This window comes from Streptomyces sp. NPDC002138 (genome assembly GCF_040296485.1).
Classification (GTDB): domain Bacteria; phylum Actinomycetota; class Actinomycetes; order Streptomycetales; family Streptomycetaceae; genus Streptomyces.
Genome location: NZ_JBEOXE010000017.1, coordinates 36,760 through 62,610 on the forward strand (window position 1 = coordinate 36,760; position 25,851 = coordinate 62,610).

Sequence of the window (25,851 nt, forward strand, 5' to 3'; positions counted from 1 at the left end):
GGCGCTAGCGTGCCCGGGTGCCGAACCACGCGTCTCGCCGCTCCCTGCTCTCCGCCGCCGCCGTGGCCGCCGTCGCCGCCACCGGAGCCCTCTCCGCCGCGCTCCCCCGCCGGGCGCAGGGGACACCGCGGCGCCCCGGGCCGGAGCCCGCGCCCGGCGAGGCGCGGCGGCTGATGGCCCGGATGAGCCTGGAGGAGAAGGTCGGGCAGCTGTTCGTCAGCCGGATCTACGGGCACTCGGCGGCCGCGCCCGATCCGGCCGACGCGGACACCTTCGAGGCCGAGCTGGGCGAGCGCAGCGCCGCCGAGCTGATCGCCCGTTACCACCTGGGCGGGATCATCTACTTCAGCTGGGCGAACAACATCCGCTCCCCGCACCAGGTCGCCGAGCTGTCGAACGAACTCCAGCGCGCGGCCCGCGCCGACGGCGCCGGGGTCCCGCTGCTGCTCTCCACCGACCAGGAGCACGGGGCGGTCACCCGGATCGGGAAGCCCGCGACCCTGCTGCCCGGGGCGATGGCCCTGGGCGCGACCGCGGACCCCGCCGCGGGCGCCGACGCCGCCCGGCGGGCCGCGGCCGTCGCGGGCGCCGAGCTGGCCGCGATGGGCATCCGCCAGGACTACGCCCCGGTGGCCGACGTGAACGTGAACCCGGCCAATCCCGTCATCGGCGTACGGTCCTTCGGCGCGGCCCCGCAGGCGGTCGCGGCGCTGGTCGCGGCCCAGGTGCGCGGCTACCAGGGCGCCGGGGTGGCGGCCACCGTCAAGCACTTCCCCGGGCACGGGGACACCGACACCGACAGCCACGTCGGGCTGCCGGTGATGCGGCACACCCGCGCCGAGTGGGAGGAGCTGGACGAGCCGCCGTTCCGGGCGGCCGTCGCGGCGGGCGTGGACGCGGTGATGACCGCGCACATCGTCTTCGCGGCGCTCGACCCCTCCGGCGACCCGGCGACCCTCTCGCACCCGATCGTCACGGGCATCCTGCGCGAACGCCTCGGCTTCGAGGGGGTGGTGGTCACCGATTCGCTGGGGATGGCGGGGGTCCGCCAGAAGTACGGGGACGACCGGGTGCCGGTGCTCGCCCTCAAGGCGGGCTGCGACCAGCTGCTGAACCCGCCGGACCTGGGGCTCGCGTACCGCAGCGTGCTGGCGGCGGTGCGCTCGGGCGAGCTGACCGAGGCCCGGATCGAGGAATCGGTCCTGCGGATCCTGGAACTCAAGGCCCGCCGGGGCCTGTTCCAGGATCCCCTGGTCGTACCCGCGCGGGTGGCGGCGACCGTCGGCGTCCCGGCGCACCTGGCCGAGACGGACGGGATCGCGGCCGGCACGACGACCCTGCTGGCCAATACGCAGGGCCTGCTGCCGCTGGATCCGGTGCGCTACCCGAAACTGCTGGTGACCGGCGCCGATCCGGCCTCTCCCACGGGGACCGACGGACCGCCGACGACCGTCCTCGCGCGCGAGCTGGCGGCGCTGGGCTTCACCACGACCGCGCTGCCGGGCGAGCGGGCGGTGCCCGCGGCCCCGGACCACGACGTGGTGCTGGTGTGCACGTACAACGTCCCGGAGGGCGCGAGCGTTCCGTACGACCTGGTCCGGGACCTGGTCGCGGCCGGGGCCCGGGTGGTGACCCTGGCGCTGCGCAATCCGTACGACCCGGCCCGGCTGCCGCCGGTCGCGGCCGCGCTGGCGACGTACTCCTGGACGGACGGGGAGCTGCGGGCCGCCGCGCGGGTGATCGCGGGCGCGCACCGGCCGACGGGGCGGCTCCCGGTGGCGGTACCGGGGCGCTGGCCGCTGGGCCACGGGCTGACGTACTAGAGACGTCCACGCCCGCGGCCCGGCGGCCGGTGACCCGTAGGCCGTGGACCCGTGGCCCACGGCCTCACCGGATCACGGCCGCAGCTGCGGCTCGCGCTCCATCTCGCGCTTGTCGAGCTGAGCGTCGGCCCGGGCGAGCGGGGCCGCCTTGTTCGGGTCGGCCTGCACGGCGGCGGGGGCGACCCCGGCCCACTGCAGGATCTTCGCGGTGGCGAGCTTGCGCTCGCCCTCCTGGAGCTTGGCCACGTTGGCGCCGTGGTTGGCCCCGGGGGCGATCATCACGTAGCTGTCGGTGACCCCGTACCCGAGGTGGAAGGGTTCGGCGCCCCACGGGTCGTTCTGGCCGTACACGAACAGCATCTGCCGGGCGTTGTTGCGCACCCAGTTGTCGACGTCGGCCATGACTCCGGGCTGGAAGGTCATGGGGATGTCGCGGGGCACGAAGTTGCGCGGCGGCTGGTAGCCGTAGCGGCTCAGGCCCGCCAGGTGCGGCTGCTTGATGTCGGGCGAACCGAGCTGGGTGCCCGCCTGGTAGTAGTACGGGGTGTACGTCTCCAGGCCCTGGTCCGCGTAGGCGGAGAAGCCGGAGATCGTGTCCACCGTGTCCCAGATCTCCTGGTCGGAGGCGGTCGCGGCGGTCGGGATGCCCGCGCAGTCGGCCAGCAGGCTGTACTGCCAGAAGGCCCAGGTGTAGTCGAGGACGACGGCCTCGTAGGCCTTGTCGATGTCGCCGACCGTGCGGAAGGTCCAGCCGTTCTCGACGGCGGCCGTCGCGTACTTGGCCTCCAGCGGCACGCGGCGCACCAGGGCCTCGCGCTGGACCGCGTTCAGCTTGTCGCGGCACTCCTTGGTGCCGACCTTGGTGAAGAACCGGTCGTAGGCCGAGTCCTCCTTGTTGACCACGTCGTTCGGGGCGACGTAGGCGACGACCCCGTCCATGTCGCGGGAGTAGTAGCGCTCGTAGTACGTCGCCGTCATGCCGCCCTTGCTGCCGCCCGTGGCCAGCCAGTTCTTGGGGTAGATCTTCTTGAGGGCGGTGAAGATGCGGTGCTGGTCACTGGCGGCCTGCCAGATGTCCAGGTTCGACCAGTTGGCCGGGTCGGGGCGGGACGGGGTGAAGAAACGGTACTCCAGCGACACCTGGTTGCCGTCGACGATGGTCGTCGGCTCGCTGCGGCGGGGGCTGGTGTTGACGTTGTACCCGGAGGTGAAGAAGACCGTGGGGCGGGACGTGTCCTTGTGCAGGAGGGTCAGCCGCTGCTTGAAGGTGCCCTTCCACGGCTGCCGGTGGTCGACCGGCTGCTCGTAGTTCAATACGAAGAACCGGTAGCCGGGGTACGGCTTCTCCTCGATGAGGCTCATCCCCGGAATCGCGAGGATCTGGTCCTTGATGTCCGTGGCGGCGGTCGGCCCGGCGGCGGTGGCCGCCTGTGCCGTCACGCCGGCCGCGCCCATGGTGCCGATCAGCACCACGAACGACAACAGCCATCTGAGCGCCTTGTGCATTCTCATCCTCCCCTTGAGTTCACTGCGGTACCGGTGAACCTAGCGGGGTCAACACGCAATCGAACAGGGGTCGTTGGGCCTCCCTGTCAGCACAGGATCCAGCCGGAGTCGGCCGCTCCCGACCCCACCTGCCCCTTTACATACACGCAGCGGTTGACGGAGGGCACGGTGACGGGCCCGGCGAACCGGGTGAAACCACCCGCGTCGCGGACCGGCACGCCGCCGCGGGGCTGCACGCTCACCGCCATCTCCCGGCGCGTCCCCGGGTGCGCGGCCACCGCCACCACGCACGCCCGCGCGTGGGTCTTGTACACCCGGATCTCACCGGTCGCCAGCGGCACCGTCGTCGCCAGCTCGCCGGGGCAGCCGCCGGTCGCCGCCTCGGCGGGCGGCGCCGCCATCAGCGCGCCGAACGCGAGGAGCAGCCCCGCGGGAAAGACCCCCAGGGCCCTGGCCGTCCGGCCCGCCCCGCTCCGCCACCCGAACATGTCCGCCCCCGTCGGTCGTACGTACAACGTGCGCATGCGTCAGACGCACGGACCCCCCGGATGGTTGCAGGCGGCAACGGCATCCGGGGGGCCGGGTGGTCGGGCGATCGGGCGGCTGGGGGCGGGCGGTCGGGCGATCGGGCGGTCAGGCGGCGGCGTGCTCGTCCTCGCCGACGAAGGTCCGCCACAGGCTCGCGTACCGGCCGCCCCGGGCCAGGAGTTCGGCGTGGGTGCCGTCCTCCACGACCCGGCCGCGGTCCATCACCACGACCCGGTCGGCGCGCGCGGCGGTGGTCAGCCGGTGAGCCACCACCAGGGTGGTGCGCTTGCCCGCGAGCCGGTCGGTGGCCTGGTTGACCAGGCCCTCGGTGGCCAGGTCCAGGGCTGCGGTGGCCTCGTCGAGCAACAGGATGTCCGGGTCGACCAGTTCCGCGCGGGCGAGGGCGATCAGCTGGCGCTGGCCCGCGGAGAGGTTGCGGCCCCGCTCGGCGACCGTGTGCAGGTAGCCGCCGTCCAGGGTCGCGATCATCTCGTGCGCCCCGACGGCGCGGGCGGCCCCCTCCACCTCGGCGTCGCTCGCGCCGGGCCGCCCGTAGGCGATGGCGTCGCGCACGGTCCCCGGGAAGAGGTACGACTCCTGGGGGACCACCCCGAGCCGGTGGCGGTACGCCGTGAGGTCGAGGTCGCGCAGGTCCTCGCCGTCGGCGGTGACCCGGCCCGAGGTCGGGTCGTAGAACCGGGCGACCAGCTTGACCAGGGTGGACTTGCCCGCCCCGGTCTCGCCGACGAAGGCGACGGTCTGGCCCGCGGGTATCCGCAGGCTGATGCCGCCCAGGGCCTCGCCCTTGGCGCCGCGCTCCTCGGCCGTGCCGTACTGGAACCGGACGTCCTCGAAGGCGATCTCGCCGCGCAGGGCGGGCACCGGGCGCGGCTCGGCGGGCAGCGGCGTGGTGGTCGGCTCGCGCAGCAGCCCCTGGATCCGGCCGAGCGAGACGGTGGCCTGCTGGTAGCCGTCGAAGACCTGGGAGAGCTGCTGGACGGGAGCGAAGAACAGGTCGATGTAGAGCAGGTACGCGACCAGCGCGCCGGTGGTCAGCGTGCCCGCCCCGACCCGGCCCGCGCCGACGATCAGCACGGCGGCCGCGGCGACCGAGGACAGCAGCTGGACGAAGGGGAAGTAGACCGATATCAGCCACTGCCCGCGGACCCGGGCCTCGCGGTAGGAGTGGCTGCGCTCGGCGAACCGCTCGGCGCCGACGCCCTCGCGGCGGAACGCCTGGACGATGCGCAGCCCCGCCACGGACTCCTGGAGGTCGGCGTTGACCAGGCTGACCCGGTCGCGGGCCAGCTCGTACGCCGCCACGGACTTGCGGCGGAAGACCACGGTCCCGATCACCAGCAGCGGCAGGGTCGCGAACACGATCAGGGCCAGCTCGACGTCGAGGACCAGGAGGGCGACGAGGATGCCGAGGAAGGTGAAGACGGAGACGACGGCGGTGACCAGACCGGTCTGCAGGAAGCTGGAGAGGGCGTCCACGTCCGTGGTCATCCGGGTCATGATCTTGCCGGTCAGCTCGCGCTCGTAGAAGTCGAGGCCGAGCCGCTGGAGCTGGGCGAAGATCTTGACGCGCAGGGCGTAGAGCACGCGCTCGCCGGTGCGCCCGGTCATCCGGGTCTCGGCGAACTGCGCGGCCCACTGGGTGAGGACCACGGCCAGGGCCAGGCCCGCGGCGACCCAGACGGCGCCGAGCGCGAGCCGCTCGACGCCCTGGTCGATGCCGTGCCGGATCAGGATCGGCAGCAGCAGACCGGCGCCCGCGTCCAGGGCGACCAGGCCGAGGCTGATGGCGAGCGGCGCCCAGAAGCCGCGGAGCAGGTGGCGCAGGCCGTAGCTCTGCTCGGCGCCGGCGGCGCGGGCCTCGTCCACGTCGGGGGTGTCGTCGGCCGGGGGCAGCGCGGCGACCTGGGCGAGGAGTTCGGGGGTGGCCGGCATCCCGGCGACGGCTCCGGCCATGGAGTGAGCGGCTCCGGGCGCGCCGGGGGCGCCGCTCGCGGCGGCGGGCCCCTTCGCCCCGTCGGCCTCCTCCTGGCGGCGCCACAGCTCGGGGGTGACCCCGTCGGCGACCCGGCGCTTGGCGCCGACCTGCTCGGAGTCGATCTCCGCTTCGAGCTCCAGGTCCCGTTCGAGATCGCGCTCCAGGTCGCGCTCGAGGTCGTGTTCCAGGCCGGCGATGACCGTGGCCGCCTCCGACGTGCGGGGCGATCCGGCGCCGAGCGCGTCGGGGTCGGTGAGCAGCCGCCGGTAGAGCGCGGACCTGCCCTCCAGTTCCTCGTGCGTGCCGACGTCGGAGAGCCGCCCCTGGTCGAGTACGGCGATCCGGTCGGCCAGCGCGAGGGTGGAGCGGCGGTGGGCGATCAGCAGGGTGGTGCGGCCCGCCATGACGGAGCGCAGCGCCTCGTGGATCTCGTGCTCGACGCGGGCGTCGACGGCCGAGGTTGCGTCGTCGAGGAGCAGCAGCCGGGGGTCGGTGAGGATGGCGCGGGCGAGCGCGATGCGCTGGCGCTGGCCGCCGGAGAGGGTGAGGCCCTGCTCGCCGACCTTGGTGTCGTACCCGGCGGGCAGGTCCGCGATGAACCCCTCGGCCTGGGCGGCGCGGGCGGCGGCCTCGACCTGTGCGTCGGTGGCGCCGGGGTTCCCGTACGCGATGTTGGAGCGGATGGTGTCGGAGAAGAGGAACGAGTCCTCGGGCACGAGCCCGATCGCGGCGCGCAGCGAGTCGTAGGTCAGCTCGCGGACGTCGTGGCCGCCGACGCGGACGGCGCCGCGGTCGGCGTCGTAGAAGCGGGGCAGGAGCAGCGAGACGGTGGACTTGCCGCTGCCGGAGGCGCCGACGACGGCGACGGTCTCGCCCGCGGCGACGGAGAGGGAGAACCCGTCGAGCACGGGCCGCTCGGGGTCGTAGCCGAAGACGACGTCGTCGAACTCGACGGTCGCGGGCGCGTCGGCGGGCAGCGCGTGCGTGCCCTCCTCGATGACGGGCTCGGTGTCGATGAGCTCCAGGACGCGCTCGACGCCCGCGCGGGCCTGCTGGCCGACGGTCAGCACCATGGCGAGCATCCGGACGGGGCCGACGAGCTGGGCGAGGTAGGTGGAGAAGGCGACGAAGGTGCCGAGGGTGACCTGGCCCTTGGTGGCCATCCAGCCGCCGAGGGCCAGCATCGCGACCTGCCCGAGGGCGGGGACGGCCTGCAGGGCGGGGGTGTAGCGCGAGTTCAGCCGGATGGCGCGCAGCCGGCCGGCGAAGAGCCGACCGCCGGCCTCGCGGAGCTTGCCGGTCTCCTGCTCCTCCTGGCCGAAGCCCTTCACGACGCGTACGCCGGTCACGGCGCCGTCGACGACGGTGGCGACGGCGGCGGCCTGGCCTTGGGCGTACCAGGTGGCGGGGAAGAGCTTCTTGCGGCTGCGCTTGGCGATGAACCACAGGGCCGGGGCCATCAGCACCGCGACGAGGGTCAGGACCGGGGACAGCCAGAGCATGATGGCGAGGGATATCCCGAAGAGCAGGAAGTTCCCGATGGTCATGGGGAGCATGAACAGCAGCCCCTGGATGAGCTGCAGGTCGCTGGTGGCCCGGCCGACGACCTGGCCGGTGGACAGCTCGCCCTGGCGTCGGCCGTCGAGGCGGGTGATGGTGGCGAACATGTCGGTGCGCAGGTCGTGCTGTACGTCGAGGGCGAGCCGGCCGCCGTAGTACCTGCGTATGTAGGTCAGCGCGTACACGAGGACCGCGGCGCCTATGAGCATCCCGGCCCAGGGGCCCATGGGCTTGCTCTTGTTCCCGATGACGTCGTCGATGATCACCTTGGTGACCAGCGGCACGAGGGCCATGACGGCCATCCCGCCCAGCGAGGACCCGAGGGCGAGCAGCACGTTGGCCTTGTAGCGCCAGGTGTATCCGGTCAGCCGCCTGCCCCAGCCGCCCTGTTTCTCCGCTGCCGCCGCCACGTGATGCCTCCCCGTCCGTCCTGCCTGCCCTGCCGCAAGCCCCAACGCCCCGACCGGCGGATTTCATCCCGCCGCAACAATCGAACCGGCTTCCGGGCCGGGGCGCCTGCCGGCTGGGCCGTTCCGGGGGCCCGGGGCAGCGGGTGGCCGATGGCCCCTGCGGGCCCTTGCCTCCGGCGGCGCCTCAAACGCCGGCGAGGCTGGATCTGCCTCGGCTGGTCCGCCCGTGCGGCGGCGTGGTCGCTGCCCTCGTCGCAGGGGCGGCACTCGCCGGCGTTCGAGGCGCCCCCGGAGGCAAGAACCACGGACACGTTCCCCCACCGGCAGACCAGCCCGGCACAAGCAGCCTCGCCGGCGTTTGAGGCGCCGCCAGAGGCAAGGACCACGGACACGTTCCCCCACCGGCAGACCAGCCCGGCACAAGCAGCCTCGCCGGCGTTTGAGGCGCCGCCGGAGGCAAGGACCACGGACACGTTCCCGCTCCGGCAGATCAGGACCACCGGCGTCCCGGCCGCCAGACCGAGCGGGTCCGGCTCGCCCGCTGCGACGGCCTCGTGCGGGTGGTGGTGTCCGGACGCCGGTCCCGCCCCCGTCCTGGCCGCGCGGGCGGCCGGGGTACACGAGGAGCGCGGCCGGGGGCTCGCCATCGTCGCCGCGCTCGCCGTCCGGGCCGAGGTGGCCGCCGTCAGGCCAGGTGCGTCGGGGTGAACATCTTCAACGTGGCCGGGAGGACCAGGACCGAGGGGCCCGGGGTGGACAGGGACTTCTTCAGGTCCTCGCGCAGGGTGGCCGGGGTGGTCGTGGCCGCCGGGACGCCGAAGGACTCGGCCAGGGCGACGAAGTCGGGGCGGGTGAGGTCGGTGCCCGTGGCGCGGCCGTCGAAGGCGTCCGTCATGTACGCGCGCAGGATCCCGTAGCCGCCGTCGTCCACGATCAGCCAGGTCACGTCCAGGTCGTACTGGCGGGCCGTGGCCAGCTCCGCCAGGGAGTACATCGCCCCGCCGTCGCCCGAGACGGCCAGGACCGGGGTGTCCGGCTCGGCCACGCAGGCGCCGAGGGCCGCCGGGAACGCGTAGCCGAGGCCGCCCGCGCCCTGGGCCGAGTGCATGGTGTTCGGGTGCTTCGGGTCGAAGGCGGACCAGGCCCAGTACGCCAGGATCGTCATGTCCCAGAAGGACGGCGAGCGCGGCGGCAGGGCCGACCTGATGGAGGTCAGCAGGGACCGCTCCAGGGCCACGTCCTGGGTGGACAGCCGGTCCGCGACGGCGGCCAGCACCGAGCGGACGCGCTCGGGCGCCGACGGGTCGGGGCGCGCGGCGACCGTCTCCAGCAGGGCCTGGAGGGCGAGGCGCGCATCCGCGTGGATGCCGAGGCCCGCGTGGTTGGACTCCAGCTTCCCGAGGTCGGCCTCGATCTGTACGACCCGTCCCTCCGGGAAGAACGTGTGGTAGTTCGAGGAGAGTTCCCCCAGGCCCGAACCCACCACCAGCAGGACGTCCGCGTCCTCCAGGAAGTCCGTCATGTGACGGTCCTCCAGCCAGGACTGGAGCGAGAGCGGGTGCGTCCAGGGGAAGGCGCCCTTGCCGCCGAAGGTGGTGACGACCGGGGCGTTCAGGCGTTCGGCCAGCTCGCGCAGCTTCTTCGAGGCGTCGGAGCGGACCACCCCGCCGCCCGCGATGATCACCGGCCGCTCGGCGCGCTCCAGCCAGTGGGCGGCGAGCGCCGTCAGCTCAGGGCGCGGGGCGAGTTCGTGCGGGGTCGCGTCCACGCCCGTGACCTGCGGGATAAAGGTCTCCGCGCGCAGAACGTCCTCGGGGATCTCCACCCAGACCGGGCCGTGCGGGGCGCTCAGCGCCGACTCCCAGGCTTCCGCGATCACGGAGGGGATCTGGGACGGCGTACGGGCGACGTGCACGGACTTGACCACGTCCCGGAACGAGGCCGCCTGGTCCCGCAGCTCGTGCAGGTGCCCGCGCCGCCCGCCGCCCAGGCCCGCGCTCGGCACCTGCGAGGCGATCGCGAGGACCGGTGCGGAGGCGGCGGCCGCCTCCGCCAGGGCGGGCAGGGCGGTCAGCGCTCCCGGCCCGGTGGAGAGCAGCAGCGGCACCGCCTCGCCCGTGAGGCGGCCGTACGCGTCCGCCGCGAACCCGGCGTTGTTCTCGACCCGGAGCCCGATCAGCCGCAGGTCGGAGCGCCCGACGGCGTCGAAGATCCCGAGCGCGTGCTGGCCGGGCAGCCCGAAGACGGTGGTCGCGCCGAGCGAACGCAGCGTTTCCACGACCAGGTCCCCGCCCGTGCGCCCGGGCGGCGGGGCCAGGGCGGCCGCCGTCTGGGCCGCGGTGGGACGGAGTACCAGGTCGTGGTCGTGCGTCACGTGCGCTTACTCACCCTTCGGGTTCGTTTTCGCCGCCGCGCGGTGCTTATCGACCCTGCCTGGCGGCGGAGATCTGACGGCTCATGATCGTGGTCAGCTCGTACGCGGTGTGCGAGGCCGCGACCGAGGTGATCTCCGCGTGATCGTACGCCGGGGCCACCTCGACCACGTCGGCCGAAACCAGGTTGCAGGACGACAGGCCGCGGATGATCTCCAGCAGCTCGCGGGAGGTCATGCCACCCGCCTCGGGGGTGCCGGTGCCGGGCGCGTGCGCCGGGTCCAGGACGTCGATGTCGATGGAGATGTACAGCGGGCGGTCGCCGATGCGCTGGCGCAGCTGGTCGGCCACCTCGTCGGCGCCGCGGCGGTAGACGTCCGCCGAGGTGACGATGCCGAAGCCCATCTTGGCGTCGTCGTCCAGGTCCTGCTTGCCGTAGAGCGGGCCGCGGGTGCCGACGTGGGAGAGCGCCTCGGTGTCGAGGATGCCCTCCTCGACGGCCCGGCGGAACGGCGTGCCGTGCGTGTACTCGGCGCCGAAGTACGTGTCCCAGGTGTCCAGGTGCGCGTCGAAGTGGAGCAGGGCGACCGGGCCGTGCTTCTTCGCCACCGAGCGCAGCAGCGGCAGCGCGATGGTGTGGTCGCCGCCGAGGGTCATCAGTCGGGAGCCGTTGCCGATCAGCTCGTCGGCCGCGGCCTCGATCGTGTCGACGGCCTCGTTGATGTTGAAGGGGTTGGCGGCGATGTCACCGGCGTCGGCGACCTGCGCGAGGGCGAAGGGGGAGGCGTCCTGCGCCGGGTTGTACGGGCGCAGCAGGCGGGAGGCCTCGCGGATGGCGTTGCCGCCGAAGCGGGCGCCGGGGCGGTAGGAGACACCGGAGTCGAAGGGCACGCCGACGACGGCGACGTCCGCCTTGCCGCCGACCTCGTCGAGGCGGGGCAGCCGGGCGAAGGTCGCGGGGCCCGCGTAGCGCGGGATGCGGGAGGAGTCGACGGGGCCGCGCGGCTGCGTGCTCATGGGGGGTGCCCTTCCTGAAGGTCCTGGGTCCTGGGTCCTGGGTCCCGGGTCGTGCGAGTGCGGTGCTTCGAGCGTAAACGGACACCCGGGGCGCGCGAAGTGTACGTTCTATCCATCAAGCATCCCTGATGTGTACGGAGTATCCATGGAAGCGCCGCCCACTCCGCCGGTCCCGCTCGGCGCGCTGCTGCCGGAGCGGGAGCTGCGGCTGCGCCACCTCGCCGGGCCCGCCGCGGCCGAGGTGCACGGGGTGCACGCCTCCGAGATGGCCGACCCCTCCCCGTACCTGCTGGGCGGCGAGCTGCTGCTCACCGCGGGCGCCGCGCTGGAGGACCCCGACGCGTACGTCGCCCGGCTCGCCCGCGCCGGCACGGCGGCCCTCGGCTTCGGCGTGACCCCGGTGCACGCGGAGGTGCCGCCCGCGCTGGTCGAGGCCTGCGCCGCGCACGGGCTGCCGCTGCTGGAGGTGCCCGCCGGGACCCCGTTCACGGCGGTCGCCCGCGCCGTGTGGCGGCTGATGGCGCGGGCCCGTACCCGCGAGCTGAGCCGGATCACCGAGGCCCAGCAGGCGCTGGCCGCCGCCGCGGCCCGGCCCGATCCGGTCGCGGCCGTACTGTCCCGGCTGGCCGGCGTCCTGGACGGACACGCCGTCCTGGTGACCGCCGAGGGGGTCCGCGAGGCGGCGGGCCGCCCCGCGCCGCCGGGGGTGCTCGCGGCCCTGACCGCGCTGGCCGCCCGCGTCGCGGGGAGCGGCCCCGGGGCCCCCGGGCCCGCCGCCGCCACCGCGACCGACACTCACGAGGGGCTGCACCTCGCGGTGCACGCCCTGGGCCGCCCGGGGTCGGCGCCCGGGTCCGCGCTCGTACCGGTCCTCGCGCTGGCCGCGCCCGGCCGGGCCGCCGGGGACCACACCATCGCCTCGGTGGCGGCCGTACTGCTGACACTGCTGACCGCGCACCGGCCGCCGGGCCCGGAGGCGGCCGCCCTGACCCGGCTGCTGCTCGACGGGGATCCGGGCGGGGCGCTGGCGCCGGGGCCCTGGTACGCCGTCCACGCCCGCGGGGCCGGGGATCCGCAGGGGCTCGCGGCGGCCCTGGGCACGGTCCTGCTGGACCCGCGCGAGGACGGCGTACGTCTGCTCACCGACCGGGACCCGGCCCCGCAGCCCGGCTGGCGGCTCGGGGTCGGGGCGCCCGCCGGGCCGACGGGGCTGCGGACCGCCGGAGCCCAGGCCCGGCGGGCGCTGGAGCGCGCCGAGGCGGCCCGCGTCCCGCTGGCCCGGCACACCCCGGGCGGCATCGGCGGCCTGCTCGACCCGGCGGAGGCCCGCGCGCACGCCGAGGCCCTGCTCGCCCCGCTGAACCCGGCGCACGCGGACACCCTGCGCGCCTGGCTGGCCCACCACGGCAGCTGGGACCGCAGCGCGGCCGCCCTCGGGGTCCACCGCAACACCGTCCGCCAGCGCGTCGCCCGCTGCGGGGTCCTCCTCGCGGCCGATCTGGACGACCCGGACACCCGGATGGAGCTGTGGTTCGCGCTCCGGCACGCGGGGGCGGACGGCTGAGGCGGCGGAGCCGCGGGGCACGTGGGGGCGACAAGCGGCGCGCCGCGGGCGAGGCTGGGCACATGAACCGACCGGACAGCGCCCCGCAGCCGCCGGGGTGGGAACAGCGCCAGCCCCAGGGTGACCCGTCGCAGGGCGGGGCCCCGCCCCTCCCCCGCAAGCGCCGCCGCTGGCCGTGGGTGCTGCTCGGGGTCCTCCTGCTGCTGCTCGGCGGCTGCGCGGCCCTCTTCGGCGTCTTCGTCCACGAGGTGTCCCAGGAGGCCGGGCGGCCCGCCCGGATCGCGTACGCGGCGACGGGCAGGGCCTCCGGCGTGACCATCTCCTATTCGAGCTGGCACAACGGGAACGTGTCCACGAGCCAGGTCAACGGCCGGACCCTGCCGTGGACGAAGGAGATCACCACGAAGGGCTACGTCAAGGGCGGCTCGCTCATCGTCACGCTGGGCGCGCAGGGCGGCGCCGCCGCCTGCTCGGTGACGGTGGACGACGGTCCGCCCGTCACGGCGAGCGCCGTGGGCCCCTTCGCCTCGGCGGTGTGCAGCGGATTCTGAGGAAGAACCGCACCGCGGAGCGTGCCCGGCATCACCCGGCACCACTCTGGACAGCGGGGACAACTCACCGGTAACTTAATCTGAGCAAGCGCTTAGCCATAGGCGGCGGACCGCCGCGACCGAAGGGAGCCGGCCCGTGCGCCGTACCGTTTTTGACGAGGACCACGAGGCGTTCCGCGAGACGATCCGCGCCTTCATCGAGGCCGAGGTCGTCCCGGTCTACGACGAGTGGTTCGCGGCCGGTCAGGCGCCGCGCGACTTCTACTACAAGCTCGGCGAGCTGGGCGTCTTCGGCATCAACGTGCCCGAGGAGTTCGGCGGCGCGGGCCTGGACACCCACAAGTTCGAGGCCGTCCTCTACGAGGAGACCTCCCGCGCGGGCGTGAACTTCGGCGGCTCCGGCGTGCACGTGCTGCTCGCCCTGCCCTACATCAAGATGCTCTCCACGGACGAGCAGAAGAAGCGCTACCTGCCGAAGTTCGTCACCGGCGAGGAGATGTGGGCCCTCGCGATGACCGAGCCGGGCACCGGCTCCGACGTCGCGGGCATGAAGACCACCGCCAAGCTCTCCGAGGACGGCACGCACTACGTCCTCAACGGCTCCAAGACCTTCATCACCGGTGGCGTCCACGCCGACCGCGTGATCGTCTGCGCCCGCACCTCCTCCCCGCGCGAGGACGACCGCCGCTTCGGCATCTCCCTCTTCGCCGTGGACACCAAGTCCGAGGGCTACTCGATCGGCCGCAAGCTCGACAAGCTGGGCCTGCGCACCTCCGACACCGCCGAGCTGGCGTTCGTCGACGTGAAGGTCCCGGTCGAGGACCTCATGGGCGAGGAGAACAAGGGCTTCTACTACCTCGGCGCCAACCTGCCGTCCGAGCGCTGGGGCATCGCCTTCGGCGCGTACGCCCAGGCCAAGGCCGCCGTCCGGTTCGCCCAGCAGTACGTGACGGACCGCACCGTCTTCGGCAAGCCGGTCGCGCACTTCCAGAACACCAAGTTCGAACTGGCCTCCTGCCAGGCCGAGGTGGACGCCGCCGAGGCCGTCGCCGACCGCGCGCTGGAGGCCCTGGACGCCGGTGAGCTGACCGCCGCCGAGGCCGCGTCCGCGAAGCTGTTCTGCACCGAGGTCGCGCACCGCGTGATCGACAAGTGCCTCCAGCTGCACGGCGGTTACGGCTACATGAACGAGTACCCGATCGCCCGCCTGTACGCCGACAACCGCGTGAACCGCATCTACGGCGGCACCAGCGAGGTCATGAAGTCGATCATCGCCAAGTCGATGGGCCTGTAAGGGTCCGTCGGGACGAGGGACTTACCCTTCCCCTCATGAACGAGGCACTGACGACGCTCCTCGATCTGCTCGACCTGGAGCAGATCGAGGAGAACATCTTCCGCGGTACCAGCCGTTCGGCGCTGGTACCGCGGGTCTTCGGCGGTCAGGTCGCGGCCCAGGCCCTGGTCGCGGCCGGCCGTACCGTGCCCGATGACCGCACCGCGCATTCGCTGCACTCGTACTTCCTGCGCGCCGGTGACCCCGGCGCGCCGATCGTGTACTCCGTCGACCGGATCCGCGACGGGCGCTCCTTCACCACGCGCCGCGTCGTCGCCGTCCAGCACGGACAGCCGATCTTCCACCTCTCCGCGTCCTTCCAGGTGTACGAGGACGGCCTCGACCACCAGGCCGCGATGCCGGACGCACCCGATCCGGAGACCCTGCCGACGGCCGCCGAGTCCCTCCCCCTGTACCGCGACGTCTTCCGCGACCCGGGCACGGTCGAGCGGCTGATCGACGCGCGGGGCGCGGTGGACCTGCGGTACGCGACGGTCCCGCCGTGGGGCAGCGTCGGCGAGCCGGTCGAGCCGCGCTCGCAGGTGTGGTTCCGCACCGCGGGCAAGCTGGAGAGCGACGACCCGCTGCTGCACACCTGCCTGGCCACCTACGTCTCGGACATGACGCTGCTCGACTCGGTGCTGCTCGCCCACGGGCGGGGCGGCTGGGCCGTGGGCGACGTGGTGGGCGCCTCGCTGGACCACGCGATGTGGTTCCACCGGCCGTTCCGCGCGGACGAGTGGCTGCTGTACGACCAGGAGTCCCCCTCGGCCGCCGCCGGGCGGGGCCTCGGCCAGGCCAGGATCTGGACCCAGGACGGGCGGCTCGCCGTCACCGTCATCCAGGAGGGCGTGGTGCGCGTCCCGCGCGCGTAGCCGGGGCGGCCGTCGTACGGTCGGCTCATGTCGAGCAGTGGTGACGAGAGCGTCGGTACGGTCGTCGTGGCGGTGGTCACCAATCTGGGGATCGCGGCGGCGAAAGCGGTCGGCGGGATCGTCAGCGGATCCAGCGCGATGCTGTCGGAGGCCGCGCACTCGGTGGCCGATACGGTGACCGAGGTCCTGCTGCTGGCCTCGCTCAAGCGCAGCGCGAAGCCCGCGGACGAGGCGCATCCGCTGGGGTACGGGCCGGAGCGGTACATCTGGGCGCTGCTGGCCTCCATCGCGACCTTCGTCGGCGGCGCGGTGTTCGCGGTGTACGACGGGATCCACACGCTGGTGCACGGGGAGGACCTGGGGAATCCGGCCCTGTCGTACGTCATCCTCGCGGTCGCCTTCGTCCTGGAGGGGTACTCGCTGCTGGTCGCCTGGCGGCAGATGAAGGGCGAGGCGGCGCGGATGCGGGCGCCGCTGGGGCTGTACGTGAAGCACACCCCGGACACGGCGGTGAAGGCGGTCCTGCTGGAGAACATCGCCGCGCTGATCGGGCTCGTCCTGGCGGCCGGGGGCCTGCTGGGCGGGCAGCTGACCGGGTCCGGGGCGTACGACGGGATCGCGTCGCTGCTGATCGGGGTGCTGCTGGTGGGGGTGGCGTGGGAGCTGGGGCGCTCGAACGCGCGGTACCTGGTCGGGCGGCCGCTGCCGACGGCCCTTCGGGCGGAGGTGCGGGAGGAGTTGCTGTCGGTGCCGCACATCGAGGCGGTTCTGGAGCTCACCACGCTGGTGCAGGGGCCGGACGAGGTGCTGATCGCGGCGAAGGTCGACTTCCACGATCTGGCGTCGGCGCGGCAGGTGGAGGCGGCGTGCGAGGACGCGGAGGCGCAGCTGCGGGAGCGGTGGCCCGCGGTGCGGCGGGTCTACCTGGACCCGACCCCGTCGCCGCCACCGGAACCCCCCTGACGGGCCCCCGCCACGCCGGCGCGGCGACACTTCGCCCCTGTGCGTGCCTCCGGCGGCGCCTCAAACGCCGGCGAGGCTGACTTGCGCCGCACCCGGCCGGATGGGGCCACGCCCGGTCCGCCGGTGCGGCGACGCTTCCCGCCTCCGGCGGCGCCTCAAACGCCGGCGAGGCTGACTTGCGCCGCACCCGGCCGCCAGTGCCGAGCCGGGTTGGGCCGCGCCCGGCGCCCGGCTCGGGGCTGAGGTGCGGCCCGGTCGGCGGGCCGTCGCCGCCGGAGCTGATTCCAGCCTCGCCGGCGTTTGAGGCGCCGCCGGAGGCAAGGGGCGTAGCGTGCACGCGCCGCACCACCAGCCCCGCCGGCGTTTGAGGCGCCCGCCGGGGGCGAGGGAGGGGGTTACGACCCGCCCGGGGATTTCAGTTTGGACCAGATCGACTGCAGGGCGGCTATGTCCGCGTCGTCCAGACGGTCATCGAAGGCTTCGGCCAAGGCCTCACGCCGCGTCGCATCGGCTTCCGCGAAGGCCCGCCTCCCCGCCCCGGTCAGCGCGATCCGCACCGAGCGCGCGTCCGTCGGGGACGGGACCCGCTCGACCAGGCCGCGGGCCTGGAGGGAATCGGCGACCCGCGAGACCTGGCTCCGGCTGAGCAGCGTGCGGGCACCCAGCTCGGACGGCGCGACCGGCTCCCGCTGGGCGTTCAGCCACAGCATCACCTCGAACCACGACAACGGCAGGTCGTGGCGGCGCACGAGGGCCTGGTCCACCCGGGCGGTGAGGGTGGTCCCGGCCCAGACCAGGCCGTAGAAGGCGTGGTCGCGGGGGGTGAGCCCGCCCATGCTGAGTTCGTTGTGCGCCATGGGGGCAGGGTACCGGGTTGCGTGCACGCACACACATCGATAATGTGTGTGTGCACGCACCGATACGCCCCGCAGCTACCCCCGGAGACCCCCATGACCCGCACCAGGACCGTCCTCATCACCGGCACCTCCACCGGCATCGGCCTCGCCGCCGCCGTCGCCACGGCCCGCGCGGGCTGGCACACGGTCGCCACCATGCGGAACACCGCCAAGGCCGACGCCCTGCTCAAGGCCGCCGCCGAGGCGGGCGTCGCCGATCTGGTCCAGGTCAAGCGGCTGGACGTGACCGACCCCCGGTCAGTCGCCGACTGCGTCGCGGAGGTCGTCGCCGAGCACGGCGGGCTGGACGCCGTCGTCAACAACGCGGGCGCCGGGTACGTCGGCACCATCGAGCAGCACGGCATGGAGCCGGTGCGCACCGCGATGGAGGTCAACTACTTCGGCGTCGTCGAGCTCACCAAGGCCGCGCTCCCCCACCTGCGCGCCTCCCGCGGCCGGGTCATCACCGTGACCAGCGTCGGCGGCGTGGTCGGCCAGCCGTTCAACGAGGCGTACTGCGCGGCCAAGTTCGCCGTCGAGGGGTTCATGGAGTCGCTCGCACCCGTCGCCGCGACGACCGGGGTCCAGGTCTCCGTCGTCGAACCGGGCGCGGTGGCCAGCGAGTTCGTCGCCAGCATCCAGCTCGACGTACCGGCCCTGCTCGCCGCCGCCGGGCCCTACGCCCCCGCGCTCCAGGCCTACATCACGCGCACGACGCAGTCCTTCGGCAGCGCCCAGACCTCGGCCGAGGCCGCGGCCCCGATCGTCGAGGCGCTGACCGCCGAGACGATGCCGTTCCGCATCCAGACCTCCGACTGGGCCCGCGATTTCGTCGCCACGAAGCTGGCCGACCTCGACGGCTCCGCGGTCCAGGGCCTCACCTCGGCCTGGCTCGCCTGACCCACCGGATGGCCGGACGCCGACGCGTCAGGCCAGCCCCGCCGCGTCCAGCAGGTACGCCACCAGCGGGTCGTAGTACCGCGGGTCCCGCACGTGGTCGTCCAGCGGCACCGCCACCTGGAGGGTCCCCTCGGCCTCGCCGAGGAAGAGCGCGGGGTCGTTGCAGTCGGCGTACCCCACCGCGTCCAGGCCCCGCTGGGCCGCGCACCCCGCCCATCCGTGGTCCGCGACGACCAGGTCCGGCAGGGCGCGCCCCTCGGCGGCCAGCCCGTCCAGGATCGCGGCCATCGGGTTCGGCGAATGGGTGTGCCACAGGGTCGCCCCCCGCTCCAGCACCGCCACGTCCGCGAACTGCCACACCGAGCCCTCGTCGGCGGTCAGCCCGGCCGGGATCACCACGATCTCGCAGCCGGCCGCCCGCAGGGCCGCCGCCGTGGCGCGGTGCACGTCGAGCAGCCCGCCCGGGTGCCCGGTCGCGAACAGCACCCGCTGCTGGTCGAGGGCGGCCTTGCGCAGCCGCGCCGCCATCCGGTCGAGCGCGTCCAGGGTCAGCTCGGGGTCGATGGTGTCCTGGCCGTGGAGCAGCGCCGGGTCGTCGTCGACCCCGCAGCGCTCGGCCATCACCGCGAGGACGTCCTGTTCGTCCGTCCAGCGGTCGCCCAGCTCCAGGCCCAGCCAGAAGTGGCGGTCGCCGTTGGCGAGCTTGCGGTAGTGGGAAAGGTTGTTCTCGCGCGGCGTGGCGACCTGTCCCGCGATCCGTGTACGGACCAGGTGATCGATGAGTTCGGCGCGACTGGGTACGGACGTCTCTATCGGCATGGGGGCCATTCTGCCGCCGGAGGACCGGACGCGTCCGTTCCGTCCCGCCCAGCGAACTCTGCGCACCCACTTCGGCGCGGCCCACCCGCTCACCCCGACAGCGCCCCGAACGCCCCGTGCGCCACCCGCCGCAGCAGCGACTCGGTGGCCTCGCGGCCCAGCGGCCCCAGGTGCGGGGTCGAGTTCAGCAGTCCGAAGACGGCGTGGACGCAGATCCGCACCTCCGTCTGCGGCACCAGGGGGTGCAGTTCCCGTACGACCTCGACCCACAGCTCCACGTACTGCCGCTGGAGCTGGCGCACGAGCTTGCGGTCGGCCTCCCGCAGCCTGTCCAGCTCGCGGTCGTGGACGGTGATCAGCGCGCGGTCGTCGAGGGCGAAGTCGATGTGCCCGTCGATCAGCGAGGCCAGCACGGAGCCGGGGTCGCCGGCCTCGGCCTCCGCCACCCGGCGGCGGCCGCCGGTCAGCAGCCGCTCGCTGATCCCGACGAGCAGCTCGGCGAGCATGGCGTCCTTGCCCGCGAAGTGCCGGTACAGGCCGGGGCCGCTGATGCCCACCGCGGCCCCTATCTCATCCACGCCGACCCCGTGGAATCCACGCTCGGCGAAAAGACGAGCGGCCTCGTTGAGGATCTGCTCGCGACGGGTGGGGGCGGCCGCTCTGGTGCTCATGGGAATCCATTCTAGACAGGGCCGTTAGCGGTCGTTAACCTATGGCGCGTAAGGCGTTAACGCTCATTAACCGAGCAAGGGAGCTCGAGCGATGCAGCAGGCACCAGTGCTGACGACCGCCGCCGATCCGGCGTCCGAGGCCTGGCGGACCAACGAGGCCGCCCACCACGAGCTGACCGAGGGGCTGCGGGCCCGGCTCGACGCCGCCCGCCTCGGCGGCGGTGAGAAGGCCCGCGCCCGCCACACCGCCCGCGGGAAGCTCCTGCCGCGCGAGCGGGTGGACGCGCTCCTCGACCCCGGTTCGCCGTTCCTGGAGCTGGCCCCGCTGGCCGCCGAGGACATGTACGGGGGCGCCGCGCCCGCCGCCGGGGTGATCGCGGGCATCGGCCGGGTCAGCGGCCGCGAGTGCGTGATCGTGGCGAACGACGCCACCGTCAAGGGCGGCACGTACTACCCGATGACCGTCAAGAAGCACCTGCGCGCCCAGGAGGTGGCCCTGGAGAACCGTCTCCCCTGCCTCTACCTGGTCGACTCCGGCGGCGCCTTCCTGCCCATGCAGGACGAGGTCTTCCCCGACCGCGAGCACTTCGGCCGGATCTTCTACAACCAGGCGCGCATGTCGGGCGCCGGCATCCCGCAGATCGCCGCCGTCCTCGGCTCCTGCACCGCGGGCGGGGCGTACGTACCCGCGATGAGCGACGAGGCCGTCATCGTGCGCGGCCAGGGCACCATCTTCCTCGGCGGCCCGCCGCTGGTGAAGGCCGCCACCGGCGAGGTCGTCACGGCCGAGGAGCTGGGCGGCGGCGAGGTCCACTCGCGGATCTCCGGCGTCACCGACCACCTGGCCGAGGACGACGCGCACGCGCTGCGGATCGTCCGCAACATCGTGGCCACGCTCCCGCAGAAGGCCGCGCCGCCGTGGTCGGTGGAGGCTCCCGAGGAGCCGAAGGTGGATCCGTACGGCCTGTACGGCGCGGTCCCCGTCGACTCCCGCACGCCGTACGACGCCCGCGAGATCATCGCCCGCGTCGTGGACGGCTCCCGCTTCCAGGAGTTCAAGGCCGAGTTCGGGCAGACCCTGGTCACCGGCTTCGCCCGGATCCACGGCCACCCCGTCGGCATCGTCGCCAACAACGGCATCCTGTTCTCCGAATCCGCCCAGAAGGGCGCGCACTTCATCGAGCTGTGCGACCAGCGCGGGATCCCGCTCCTCTTCCTCCAGAACATCTCGGGCTTCATGGTCGGCCGGGACTACGAGGCGGGCGGCATCGCCAAGCACGGCGCGAAGATGGTCACGGCCGTCGCCTGCACCCGGGTCCCCAAGCTGACCGTGGTCGTCGGCGGCTCGTACGGCGCGGGCAACTACTCGATGTGCGGCCGGGCCTACAGCCCCCGCTTCCTGTGGATGTGGCCCAACGCCAAGATCTCGGTCATGGGCGGCGAGCAGGCCGCCTCGGTGCTGGCGACCGTCAAGCGCGACCAGATCGAGGGCGCGGGCCAGGAGTGGCCCGCCGACGACGAGGACGCCTTCAAGGCCCCGATCCGCGCGCAGTACGAGGAGCAGGGCAACGCCTACTACGCCACCGCGCGGCTGTGGGACGACGGGGTCATCGACCCGCTGGAGACCCGGCAGGTGCTCGGTCTCGCCCTGACCGCCTGTGCCAACGCGCCCCTGGCCGACTCGGCTTTCGGCATCTTCCGGATGTGATGTGTGACGTGAGGACCTCTTCGATGTTCAGCACTGTTCTGGTGGCCAACCGGGGCGAGATCGCGGTCCGGGTCATCCGCACCCTCCGGGAGCTGGGCGTGCGCTCGGTCGCCGTGTTCAGCGACGCGGACGCCGACGCCCGGCACGTACGGGAGGCCGACACGGCCGTCCGGATCGGCCCGGCGGCGGCCGCCGAGAGCTACCTGTCGGTGGAGCGGCTGATCGACGCCGCCCGCCGCACCGGCGCCGAGGCCGTCCACCCCGGGTACGGCTTCCTCGCCGAGAACGCCGCCTTCGCCGCGGCCTGCGCCGAGGCGGGCCTCGCCTTCATCGGCCCGCCCGCCACCGCCATCGCCCTGATGGGCGACAAGATCCGCGCGAAGCAGACCGTACGGGCGGCGGGCGTCCCGGTGGTCCCCGGCTCCTCCGGCAGCGGGCTCACCGACGCCGAGCTGACCGCCGCGTCCCGCGAGATCGGCATGCCGGTCCTGCTCAAGCCCTCGGCGGGCGGCGGCGGCAAGGGCATGCGCCTGGTGCGCGACGAGGCGCTGCTGGGCGAGGAGATCGCGGCCGCGCGGCGCGAGGCCCGCTCCTCCTTCGGCGACGACACCCTGCTCGTGGAGCGCTGGGTCGACCGCCCGCGGCACATCGAGATCCAGGTACTGGCGGACGCCCACGGCAACGTCGTGCACCTCGGCGAGCGCGAATGCTCGCTCCAGCGGCGCCACCAGAAGGTCATCGAGGAGGCCCCGAGCGTCCTGCTGACCCCCGAGCTGCGCGAGGCGATGGGCGCGGCGGCCACTTCGGCGGCCCGCTCGTGCGGGTACGTCGGCGCGGGCACCGTGGAGTTCATCGTGCCGGGCGGGGACCCGTCCTCGTACTACTTCATGGAGATGAACACCCGCCTCCAGGTCGAGCACCCGGTCACCGAGCTGGTGACGGGCCTGGACCTGGTGGAGTGGCAGCTGCGGGTCGCCTCCGGCGAGCCGCTGGGCTTCACCCAGGAGGACGTCACCCTCACCGGGCACGCGATCGAGGCCCGCGTCTGCGCGGAGGACCCGGCGCGCGGGTTCCTGCCCTCGGGCGGCACCGTGCTCGCCCTGTCCGAGCCGGACGGCGGCGCGGTGCGCACCGACTCCGGGCTGACCGCCGGGGTGCCGGTCGGCAGCACCTACGACCCGATGCTGTCGAAGGTCATCGCCTACGGGCCGGACCGGGCCAGTGCCCTGCGCACCCTGCGGGCGGCGCTCGCGGACACGGTGATCCTGGGCGTCCAGACCAACACCGGGTTCCTGCGCCGCCTGCTGGCGCACCCGGACGTGGTGTCGGGCGACCTGGACACCGGGCTGGTCGAGCGGGACCTCGCCGAGCTCCTCCCGGAGGGGGTCCCGGACGAGGTCTACGCGGCAGCCGCGCTGTTGAACCGGGGCTCCGCCCCGGACCCCGGTCCTCAATCGCCGGACGGGCTGAAAGCGTGGGTGGATCCCTTCGACATCCCCAACGGCTGGCGCCTGGGGGGCACTCCGGCCTGGACGATCCACCACTTCCGCCTCCCCGGCCAGGACCCGGTAGAGGTTCGCACCCGCCCCTCGTCCACCGGCACAGAGCTACTCATCGCCGACCCGGAGCCGAACTCAGCCCCGCCGGCGTTTGAGGCGCGGGGTCTGGGGCGGAGCCCCAGCGCACCGGCCCGCGGCCGGACCATCACCCGCACCCACGACACCGTCACCCTCGAACTCGACGGCGTCACCCACCGCTTCACCCACGCCACCTCCCCGGAGGGGACCTGGATCGGCCGCGACGGCGACACCTGGCACGTCCAGCGTCACGACCCCGTCACCGCCTCCCTCACCGGCCGCGGCCGCTCCGGCGCCGACACCCTGGCCGCCCCCATGCCCGGCACGGTCACCGTCGTGAAGGTGGCCGTCGGGGACGAAGTCGTCGCGGGCCAGAGCCTCCTGGTCGTCGAGGCGATGAAGATGGAGCACGTCATCTCCGCACCCCACGCCGGCACCGTGACCGAACTCGACGTCATCCCCGGCACCACCGTCGCCATGGACCAGATCCTGGCCGTGGTCACCCCCGCCGCACAGGAGGAGACCAAGTGAACGGGCTCCCGATGGCCGTTCCCGCCGCCGGCCTCCCCGCGCGGGTCCGCATCCACGAGGTCGGCGCCCGCGACGGCCTGCAGAACGAGAAGACCGCCGTCCCCACCGCGGTGAAGGCGGAGTTCATCCACCGCCTCGCCGCGGCGGGCCTGACCACGATCGAGGCGACCAGCTTCGTCCACCCCACGTGGGTGCCCCAGCTGGCCGACGCCGAGGACCTGTTCCCGCTGCTGTCCGACGTCGACGCCGCGCTGCCCGTCCTCGTGCCCAACGAGCGCGGCCTGGACCGGGCCCTCGCCCTCGGCGCGCGGCGGATCGCCGTCTTCGGCTCCGCGACGGAGACCTTCGCCGCCCGCAACCTCAACCGGACCGTGGCCGAGTCCCTCGCCATGTTCGAGCCGGTCGTCGCCCGCGCCACGGCGGAAGGGGCGCACGTCCGGGGCTACCTCTCGATGTGCTTCGGCGACCCGTGGGAGGGGGCGGTCCCGGTCCACCAGGTCGTCAAGGTGGCCAAGGCCCTGCTCGACCTGGGCTGCGACGAGCTGAGCCTCGGCGACACCATCGGCGTCGCGACCCCCGGCCACGTCCAGGCCCTGCTGTCCGCACTGAACGAGGAGGGCGTGGGCACCGACCGGATCGGGGTCCACTTCCACGACACCTACGGACAGGCCCTGTCCAACACCCTCGCCGCGCTCCAGCACGGCGTCGCCACCGTCGACGCCTCCGCGGGCGGCCTCGGCGGATGCCCGTACGCGAAGAGCGCCACCGGGAACCTCGCCACCGAGGACCTCGTGTGGATGCTCGACGGCCTCGGCATCGAGACCGGGGTCGATCTGGCCGCCCTCACCGCCACGAGCGTGTGGATGGCCGAACAGCTGGGCCGGCCCAGCCCTTCCCGCACCGTCAAAGCCCTCTCCCACAAGGAGCAGTAGAACCATGGCCCTCGACCACCGGCTCACCCCCGAGCACGAGGAACTGCGGCGCACCGTCGAGGCGTTCGCGCACGACGTGGTCGCCCCGAAGATCGGCGACCTCTACGAGCGCCACGAGTTCCCGTACGAGATCGTCCGCGAGATGGGCCGGATGGGCCTGTTCGGGCTGCCCTTCCCGGAGGAGTACGGCGGCATGGGCGGCGACTACCTCGCCCTCGGCATCGCCCTGGAGGAGCTGGCCCGCGTCGACTCCTCCGTCGCCATCACCCTGGAGGCGGGTGTCTCGCTCGGCGCCATGCCGATCCACCTGTTCGGCACCGAGGAGCAGAAGCGGGAGTGGCTGCCGCGGATGTGCTCCGGCGAGATCCTCGGCGCCTTCGGCCTGACCGAGCCGGACGGCGGCTCGGACGCGGGCGGCACCCGCACCACGGCCGTCCGCGACGGCGACGAGTGGGTGATCAACGGGTCGAAGTGCTTCATCACCAACTCCGGCACCGACATCACCGGCCTGGTGACGGTCACCGCCGTCACCGGGCGCAAGCCCGACGGCCGCCCCGAGATCTCCTCGATCATCGTGCCGTCGGGAACCCCCGGGTTCACGGTGGCGGCGCCGTACTCCAAGGTCGGCTGGAACTCCTCCGACACCCGCGAACTGTCCTTCGCCGACGTGCGGGTGCCGCTCACGAACCTGGTGGGCGCCGAGGGCCGCGGCTACGCCCAGTTCCTGCGCATCCTCGACGAGGGCCGGATCGCCATCTCCGCGCTCGCGACGGGCCTGGCCCAGGGCTGCGTGGACGAGTCGGTGAAGTACGCCAAGGAGCGGCACGCCTTCGGCCGCGCGATCGGCGACAACCAGGCCATCCAGTTCAAGCTGGCGGACATGGAGATGCGCGCCCACATGGCCCGCCTCGGCTGGCGCGACGCGGCGTCCCGGCTGGTGCACGGGGAGCCGTTCAAGAAGGAGGCGGCGCTCGCGAAGCTGTACTCCTCGACGGTCGCCGTCGACAACGCCCGCGAGGCCACCCAGATCCACGGTGGATACGGATTCATGAACGAGTACCCCGTGGCCCGGATGTGGCGGGACTCCAAGATCCTGGAGATCGGCGAGGGCACCAGCGAGGTCCAGCGCATGCTGATCGCCCGTGAGCTGGGCTTCTCCGGCTGACCGCACCCGACCGGCGCGTTCGCGCCCCCGCTCACCGGCGTCCGTCGCACCCGCGGCGGGCGCCGGACCGCGTTCCGGCGGCCTGCTTAGGACCCCCTTACCCGGAGGGAGTGAGGTTAGGCTAACCTTCGTTGCGAACGGCCCAGAGGGGCCC

General features: G+C 73.5%; 19 protein-coding genes. 11 read left to right on the forward strand and 8 right to left on the reverse strand.

Translation table 11 applies throughout. From position 1 onward, the window contains the following. Positions 1-17 precede the first annotated feature (17 nt). On the forward strand, positions 18-1,823 hold the full coding sequence (locus tag ABT084_RS13845) for a glycoside hydrolase family 3 protein (RefSeq protein ID WP_351042324.1): 1,806 nt from the start codon (positions 18-20) through the stop codon (positions 1,821-1,823). 72 nt (positions 1,824-1,895) lie between these two features. Here the strand turns inward: ABT084_RS13845 and ABT084_RS13850 are convergent, their stop codons facing one another. From ABT084_RS13850 to speB, 5 genes are all read right to left on the reverse strand, one after another. After that, positions 1,896-3,329, reverse strand: a complete 1,434-nt coding sequence (locus tag ABT084_RS13850) for a serine protease (protein WP_351042519.1) — start codon at positions 3,327-3,329, stop codon at positions 1,896-1,898. A gap of 86 nt (positions 3,330-3,415) precedes the next feature. Continuing rightward, the gene (locus ABT084_RS13855; RefSeq protein WP_351042327.1) at positions 3,416-3,853 is read right to left on the reverse strand and encodes a hypothetical protein; all 438 of its coding nucleotides are present in this window, start codon (positions 3,851-3,853) and stop codon (positions 3,416-3,418) included. A gap of 109 nt (positions 3,854-3,962) precedes the next feature. Next, complete coding sequence (locus ABT084_RS13860) at positions 3,963-7,823, reverse strand: ABC transporter ATP-binding protein (RefSeq protein ID WP_351042330.1); 3,861 nt, start codon at positions 7,821-7,823, stop codon at positions 3,963-3,965. Between the two features lie 685 nt (positions 7,824-8,508). Further along, complete coding sequence (locus ABT084_RS13865) at positions 8,509-10,197, reverse strand: thiamine pyrophosphate-binding protein (protein ID WP_351042333.1); 1,689 nt, start codon at positions 10,195-10,197, stop codon at positions 8,509-8,511. Between the two features lie 46 nt (positions 10,198-10,243). After that, positions 10,244-11,212 (reverse strand): agmatinase, encoded by a 969-nt coding sequence (gene speB, locus ABT084_RS13870; RefSeq protein WP_351042336.1) that lies wholly within the window; start codon positions 11,210-11,212, stop codon positions 10,244-10,246. 145 nt (positions 11,213-11,357) lie between these two features. Between speB and ABT084_RS13875 the strand changes: the two genes are divergently transcribed. The 5 genes from ABT084_RS13875 (at position 11,358) to ABT084_RS13895 (ending at position 16,498) form a co-directional block, all read left to right on the forward strand. Further along, positions 11,358-12,776 carry a PucR family transcriptional regulator ligand-binding domain-containing protein gene (locus ABT084_RS13875; RefSeq protein WP_351042339.1) on the forward strand — a complete coding sequence of 473 codons (1,419 nt, stop codon included), beginning with the start codon at positions 11,358-11,360 and terminating at the stop codon, positions 12,774-12,776. Positions 12,777-12,838: 62 nt separating this feature from the next. Then, complete coding sequence (locus ABT084_RS13880) at positions 12,839-13,327, forward strand: hypothetical protein (RefSeq protein ID WP_351042341.1); 489 nt, start codon at positions 12,839-12,841, stop codon at positions 13,325-13,327. A gap of 136 nt (positions 13,328-13,463) precedes the next feature. After that, on the forward strand, positions 13,464-14,621 hold the full coding sequence (locus ABT084_RS13885) for an acyl-CoA dehydrogenase family protein (protein WP_351042344.1): 1,158 nt from the start codon (positions 13,464-13,466) through the stop codon (positions 14,619-14,621). Positions 14,622-14,656: 35 nt separating this feature from the next. Continuing rightward, complete coding sequence (locus ABT084_RS13890; RefSeq protein ID WP_351042347.1) at positions 14,657-15,535, forward strand: acyl-CoA thioesterase; 879 nt, start codon at positions 14,657-14,659, stop codon at positions 15,533-15,535. Positions 15,536-15,562: 27 nt separating this feature from the next. Further along, the gene (locus ABT084_RS13895) at positions 15,563-16,498 is read left to right on the forward strand and encodes a cation diffusion facilitator family transporter (RefSeq protein ID WP_351042350.1); all 936 of its coding nucleotides are present in this window, start codon (positions 15,563-15,565) and stop codon (positions 16,496-16,498) included. Positions 16,499-16,893: 395 nt separating this feature from the next. On the opposite strand, the gene ABT084_RS13900 is transcribed toward ABT084_RS13895, so the two are convergent. Continuing rightward, on the reverse strand, positions 16,894-17,355 hold the full coding sequence (locus tag ABT084_RS13900) for a MarR family winged helix-turn-helix transcriptional regulator (RefSeq protein ID WP_351042353.1): 462 nt from the start codon (positions 17,353-17,355) through the stop codon (positions 16,894-16,896). A gap of 93 nt (positions 17,356-17,448) precedes the next feature. Here ABT084_RS13900 and ABT084_RS13905 point away from each other — a divergent pair, with 93 nt between their 5' ends. Continuing rightward, the gene (locus ABT084_RS13905) at positions 17,449-18,294 is read left to right on the forward strand and encodes an SDR family NAD(P)-dependent oxidoreductase (RefSeq protein WP_351042356.1); all 846 of its coding nucleotides are present in this window, start codon (positions 17,449-17,451) and stop codon (positions 18,292-18,294) included. Between the two features lie 27 nt (positions 18,295-18,321). Here the strand turns inward: ABT084_RS13905 and ABT084_RS13910 are convergent, their stop codons facing one another. Both ABT084_RS13910 and ABT084_RS13915 read right to left on the reverse strand, forming a co-directional pair. Beyond that, a complete protein-coding gene (locus tag ABT084_RS13910) occupies positions 18,322-19,122 on the reverse strand; it encodes a phosphatase (RefSeq protein WP_502968930.1) in 801 nt (266 codons plus the stop codon). An 80-nt stretch (positions 19,123-19,202) separates the two neighbouring features. Next, on the reverse strand, positions 19,203-19,784 hold the full coding sequence (locus ABT084_RS13915; RefSeq protein WP_351042361.1) for an SACE_7040 family transcriptional regulator: 582 nt from the start codon (positions 19,782-19,784) through the stop codon (positions 19,203-19,205). A 91-nt stretch (positions 19,785-19,875) separates the two neighbouring features. Here ABT084_RS13915 and ABT084_RS13920 point away from each other — a divergent pair, with 91 nt between their 5' ends. Genes ABT084_RS13920 through ABT084_RS13935 form a run of 4 tightly spaced genes read left to right on the forward strand, consistent with a single transcriptional unit; the run spans position 19,876 to position 25,697 of the window. Beyond that, positions 19,876-21,492 carry a carboxyl transferase domain-containing protein gene (locus ABT084_RS13920; protein WP_351042364.1) on the forward strand — a complete coding sequence of 539 codons (1,617 nt, stop codon included), beginning with the start codon at positions 19,876-19,878 and terminating at the stop codon, positions 21,490-21,492. 23 nt (positions 21,493-21,515) lie between these two features. Further along, positions 21,516-23,600: an ATP-binding protein gene (locus ABT084_RS13925; protein ID WP_351042367.1), complete on the forward strand. Its 2,085-nt coding sequence runs from the start codon at positions 21,516-21,518 to the stop codon at positions 23,598-23,600. A gap of 11 nt (positions 23,601-23,611) precedes the next feature. Then, positions 23,612-24,532 (forward strand): hydroxymethylglutaryl-CoA lyase, encoded by a 921-nt coding sequence (locus ABT084_RS13930; RefSeq protein ID WP_351042522.1) that lies wholly within the window; start codon positions 23,612-23,614, stop codon positions 24,530-24,532. 4 nt (positions 24,533-24,536) lie between these two features. Continuing rightward, positions 24,537-25,697, forward strand: coding sequence for an acyl-CoA dehydrogenase family protein (locus ABT084_RS13935; RefSeq protein ID WP_351042369.1), 1,161 nt, complete (start codon positions 24,537-24,539; stop codon positions 25,695-25,697). The last annotated feature ends 154 nt before the right edge of the window (positions 25,698-25,851 follow it).